3 protein-coding genes and 2 pseudogenes are annotated in these 5,273 nt (G+C 57.2%); 1 reads left to right on the forward strand and 4 read right to left on the reverse strand.

All coding sequences use genetic code 11. From position 1 onward, the window contains the following. The 4 genes and pseudogenes from QT222_RS07065 to QT222_RS07080 form a co-directional block, all read right to left on the reverse strand. Positions 1-1,754, reverse strand: a 1,754-nt coding sequence (locus QT222_RS07065) for a cytochrome c oxidase subunit I (RefSeq protein WP_491476756.1), incomplete at its 3' end; no start/stop codon positions are given. Beyond that, positions 1,751-2,578, reverse strand: coding sequence for a cytochrome c oxidase subunit II (coxB, locus tag QT222_RS07070; RefSeq protein WP_491476757.1), 828 nt, complete (start codon positions 2,576-2,578; stop codon positions 1,751-1,753). The genes coxB and QT222_RS07065, both read right to left, overlap by 4 nt. Before the next feature lie 202 nt (positions 2,579-2,780). Then, a pseudogene (locus QT222_RS07075) lies at positions 2,781-4,111 on the reverse strand (RNA-guided endonuclease InsQ/TnpB family protein). Then, complete coding sequence (locus QT222_RS07080) at positions 4,108-4,263, reverse strand: DUF2080 family transposase-associated protein (protein WP_004056662.1); 156 nt, start codon at positions 4,261-4,263, stop codon at positions 4,108-4,110. Before QT222_RS07080 ends, QT222_RS07075 begins: the two are co-directional and overlap by 4 nt. A 53-nt stretch (positions 4,264-4,316) precedes the next feature. Here QT222_RS07080 and tnpA point away from each other — a divergent pair. After that, a pseudogene (gene tnpA / locus QT222_RS07085) lies at positions 4,317-4,817 on the forward strand (IS200/IS605 family transposase). Positions 4,818-5,273: the final 456 nt, after the last annotated feature.

Genomic DNA, 5,273 nt, shown 5'->3' on the forward strand with positions numbered 1-5,273 from the left:
GTCCCGCCGTCCGACGTTGCAGTCCCGCTCCCGTCTGTGGCTGTAGCGCCGTCGCCCGACGTGTCCGGTTTTCGGTCGCGGATGAACGAGAGATGGCCGTCGCGGTAGGTCGGCGTTCCCTCGAAGTTCTCCAGCGGCGGCGGCGACGACACGGCCCACTCCGCGGTGGTCGAGTACTCCCACGGGTTGTCTGGCGCGGGGTCGCCGACGAAGGCGCTCTTGAACAGATTGTAGAACATGATGAGAAAGGACAGGCCGAGGACGAACCCGCCGACGGTGGCGAGTTGGTGCCACGGGGCGAGTTCGGGCGCGTAGTCGAAGACGCGCCGCGGCGTCTCCCACGCGACGAAAAGCGGGAAGTACAGCAGGTTGAATCCGACGAAGTAGACCGCGAAGTGGAGTTTTCCGAGGAACTCGTCGTACATCCGCCCGGTCATCTTCGGGAACCAGTAGTAGAGGCCGCCGATGAGCGCCGTGACCCCGCCGACCATCACGTAGTGGAAGTGCGCGACGACCCAGTAGGTGCCGCGGAACTCGTAGTCGAGGACGACCGCGCCGAGGAAGACGCCGGTGATGCCGCCGATGATGAACAACAGGAGCGCGCCGAAGACGAACAGGAACGGCGTGGTGAAGCGTATCCGCCCCTTCAGCATGGTGTAGATGAGCGCGAACACCATCAGGTCGAACGGCAGCGAGATACCGATGGTGGTTATCATAAACAGCGTCTTCACCTGGAGGTTGATGCTCGTCAGGAACATGTGGTGCATCCAGACCGCGAAGCTCTGGATGGCGACGAGGACCATGGCGATGATGAACCACTTCCGGCCGACGATGCGGCGACCCGTGAACGTCTGGAACACCTCGGCCATGACGCCGAGCGCCGGGAAGAACACGATGTACACCTCGGGATGGCCGAAGAACCAAAACAGGTGCGTCCAGAGGAGCGCCCCCGCGGGAGATTCCATCGCGAAGTAGGTCGTCCCGAGAAGTCGGTCCGACGAAAGCACCAAGAGCGCGGCCAGAAGCGCCGCGAAGGCGAAAAGCATCATCCAGACCGTCAGGAGAATCGTCCAACTGAAAAGCGGCATATTACGGAGCGTCAACCCCTCGGCACGCATCCGATGCATCGTCGTCAGGAAGTTGACTGACGAAACGGTGACGGAGGCGACGAACAAGACGAGCGCCAGCACTGCGGTCGAGGCCCCGACATCCGGCGTAAACGTCGGGACGCTCAACGGCGCGTACATCGTCCAACCCCCGGAGAACGTCCCCCCTTGGAAGAACGAGGCACCGAAGAGAATGCCGGAAAACAGATACAACCAGTAGCTTAGTGCGTTCAGTCGGGGGAACGCGAGGTCCTTTGCACCCAGTTGGAGCGGAACGATGTAGTTGGCGAAGCCGAAGGCAAAGGGCGACAGGAACCAAAAGACCATCAGTAGCCCGTGCGCCGAAACGGCCTGATTGTACGCGAGCGGCGCGAGAATCGTCTCGCCCGGTGCTCGCGGGACCAACAGTTGGATGCGCATCAACCACGCGAGGACGCCGCCGAGCACGAGGAAGAAAAGCGACGTGACGATGTAGAGAATCCCCACGTCCTTGTGATTCGTCGTGACGAACCAGCGTTTGATGCTCCCGGTCCCCGGGAAGTCGTGGCCGTGGTCGTGGTCGTCGTCGACACTCGCCTGCCCCGAAGCCACGGCTTCATCGTCGGTTACTGTGCCACCGTCAGTTCGTTCTGGGTTCGTATCGCTCATGACGACACCGTGGATACTCGGATGTTAGTCGTACTCTCGGCTGGCTGGGTGCTGTTGTCTGTATTCTCGACAGACTGAGTGCTGTTCGCACTCCCGGATGATTGGGTGCTGTTCGTACTCTCAACTGACTGGGAACCATTCGTACTCTCGTACCACTCCTGGTACTCGTCAGGCGGCATGACGATGACCTCCGCGGACATGTACGAGTGGCCCGCGCCGCATAGCTCGTAACACTCTGCAGTGTAGGTCCCCGACTCGTCAGCCGTAAACCACGTCTCCGTCTCTTGGCCGGGTATCGCGTCGGATTTGACGCGCAACTCCGTGATACCGAAGTTGTGGAACACGTCCGCTGAAGTCAGTGTCAGTCGGATGGGCGTGTCGGCTGGAACCCTGAGAACGCCATCTGTGGTGTGCCCGTTCGGATACGTAAAGCGCCACCCGAACTGATAGCCCTCGACTTCGACATCCAACGACTCCTCAGCAGACGGTCCCTCTTCGACGTACAAAAGCGTCAGATACGTCCACGAAATCAACGAGATAACGATAATCATGCTCATGAAAAACGAGGTGAACAACTTCCGACCGCCGCCGCCACCCGACGGAAGTTCACCGAGGGAAGGCCGACGTTCGTCGTCGACCGTTCCATTTCCCGAACCGAATCGGTACTTGTAGGCGTTATACAGCATGTACCCCACGACGACGACACCGACGAGGGTTCCGAGAAGTAAGAACACCTCGAAGATGCTATCGAAGACGACCGCACGCGTTCCCCTCGGAACGAGACCACTCTGAAGCGGAAGCGAGCTACCGAATACGTGTTCCATGACCATTGACAACACCACCCACATAAATTAATTAACGTTCATGATGATTACTGTTTCGGAGAAATCGAAGGCCGCACGGCGGTAGACTCGGGTTTGCGGTCAAGAAGCGGAGCGACCGGGGGAGAAACAGGAAGGGTCGACGGGTAACTGCGAGCGATACCAGTGAACCGCCTCGGGGTCGATCCCCGAGGCTTCCCGTGGTTTAGTCGGACACTCCCACGCGACCATCGGCCTGATAGCCTCGGGCGGTCGGGTGGGTCACGGTCGGGGCGTCCACGGCCCCCGATACCTGCCGTCTCAAAGTCGCAAAGCGACTTTGCGGGCTGCACAAGAGCTCCGCTCTTGTGAACGTCGCACCTTCCTGACTTGGGGAAGGCTGTTGAGAGCAGGCACATTCCAATCGAGTTGCTTGATGCCTTTGACGGCGATATTGACGCTTGCACTACGGTCACTGTGGTCTTGATGCCCACACGACCGACACTTGAACCGCTTCTTGTTGCGGTTCGCACGCTCCGTATGACCGCACATCGGACACCGCTGACTCGTGTACTCGGGATTAATCCACGCGGTTGGGATGCCCTCGAACGACGCCTTGTACGACGTATAGAACTGAAGGGCGCGGAACGGGAGGTGGTGCAAGCGTCGGTTCATCCGCGTGCCGTAGTCGATACTGTCGCGCATCTCTTTGAGGTCTTCAAAGACGATACACGGCTTCTCAAACTGACGGCTCCACTCCACGATGTGACGGCTCACTTTGTGGAGTCGGTCACGGACAAACCGTTCCTCACGCCCTTCCAGCGTGTCGTGGATGCTGTCTTTCCCCGCGTTCTGGACGCGCTTTCGCATCGTGAAGTAGCGGTGGCGCTCGAACTTGATTTCGGGGAAGTCGATGACCAACGTGTCCTCGACGCCATCCTCAGAGAGTACAGTGAGGGCCACGTTGTCCTCGTTCACGTCCACGCCCACGACAGTCCGTGAGTCGTGCTTGTCTCGAACGGTCTGCTTGGTGTTGGTGACGTTGACGTGCAACTCGGGGTTCTCGTTGTGGAACAGGGCTTCCGCCGTCCCAATCTTCCACTCGTCGCTTTCGAGTGCGGTATTGAGAATATCGAGGTGAGCGTCACTCCCATCGAGGACGCCCTTTACGTGCTTGTACGGCTTCGCACTGATACAGAACGCCACGTCGCCATCGTCGGTGAGCGACAGGTTGTATCCCTCCTCGTAGTTCGCACGAAGCGGGTACGCACCGTCCTTGGTGTGACTCGGGAGTCCGAAGTCGTCGTACTCGTAGTAATTCTCCATCGCGCCGAGTGCTTTGGCGACGACGCGCTGAGTCGTGTTCTTCACGAGGTTGGCGTCGTCGGCCACGAGGTCTGGAATCACATCCCAGTCAACGCCTTCTTTGGCGAGGTGGATGGTTTCATTGTACACCGAGCGGGCTTCGAGGGTGGCGTCGTACAGCAGGCCCTCGTTGTCACTCTGAATGTCGAGTTGGAAGTCCAGAGTTTTGATGAGGGACTGTGCGTTGGTCATTCTTCGTCTTGTTCGGTGGGTTCTGAGGTTCGGACGACTTTCACGTCGGCTCCACGCCAACGTTTGGGGACAGTGACGTGGGCGCTGTTCCCGAACGGTTTGACCTCACCGTCGAGAACTTCCTCACCGTCGATTTCAAAGCGGTTCGACATACAAATGTATATATTTTGGATATACTTAATTGTGTTGGAGGTGTGGTGTTGATATGGGCGAGAAGCGGTCGAACCACACGATGTACAACGTCAACTATCACTTCGTGTGGTGTCCGAAGTCAAGCAAAGCGTAGCTTTGCGTACCTCGCGGAGCTTCGCTCCGCTCAGTACCGCCACGCGATTCTCGAACCAATTGAGGACCCGTTGGAGAAAAGTTTCCGCGACGTGTGTGACGAGTACGGCTACGAGGTACTGTCGTTGCACATCTCACCCGACCACGTACATCTGTTTCTCTCCGCCCACCCGAAGTGGTTCGAAAGACACAGTCATTCGTCATCACGAGAATCTTCGATTCTCGAACGACACGCTCCGAGCGAAATTGTACGGACAGTCAAGAGCATCACGGCACGGGAGATGTGGGAACAGCACGAGTCGTTCTTGGAGAGTATCTATGGAGCAGTGGGTTCTGGGAACGGTCGTACTACATCGGAACGACAGGAACCGTTTCAACCGAGACGATTGAACGGTATATCGAGCGAACAGAACACGTCTAAGTGTCGGCTTCAGCCTCGGGGTCAAGTCAAGGGAAATCAAAGATTTCCTGTATCCAGCAAATCGCAGAGCGATTTGCGAGACCCCGAGGCACTCGCCTTGTTTCCTCTGTAGATGGTAGCACAGTCCCTCTATTCAGGGGTGAACCGTGAAACTCGCAGTAAATACAGCAATACAGAAATAGACCCCTTAGTACAGAGATAAACTCCCTAGAGGAGTCCTGAGAAACCAATAATGAGGAGTAGAACCCCTAAGCCACGATACACCCAAAAGATTGCAGTGGATTTCTCGGATTGTTTGGGACGAGAACTACGAAGAAAATCAAATCCGAATTTATGGATTCTCCGAGGGATGAGAATATAGGCTATCCCAAGGAGTATGGCTATTACGTATCCAATCTGCTGCAGACTGTTCATATCCGATATCTGTATTATATGCCAATAGAATTACTGATATAT

This window comes from Haloferax sp. s1 (assembly GCF_058382125.1).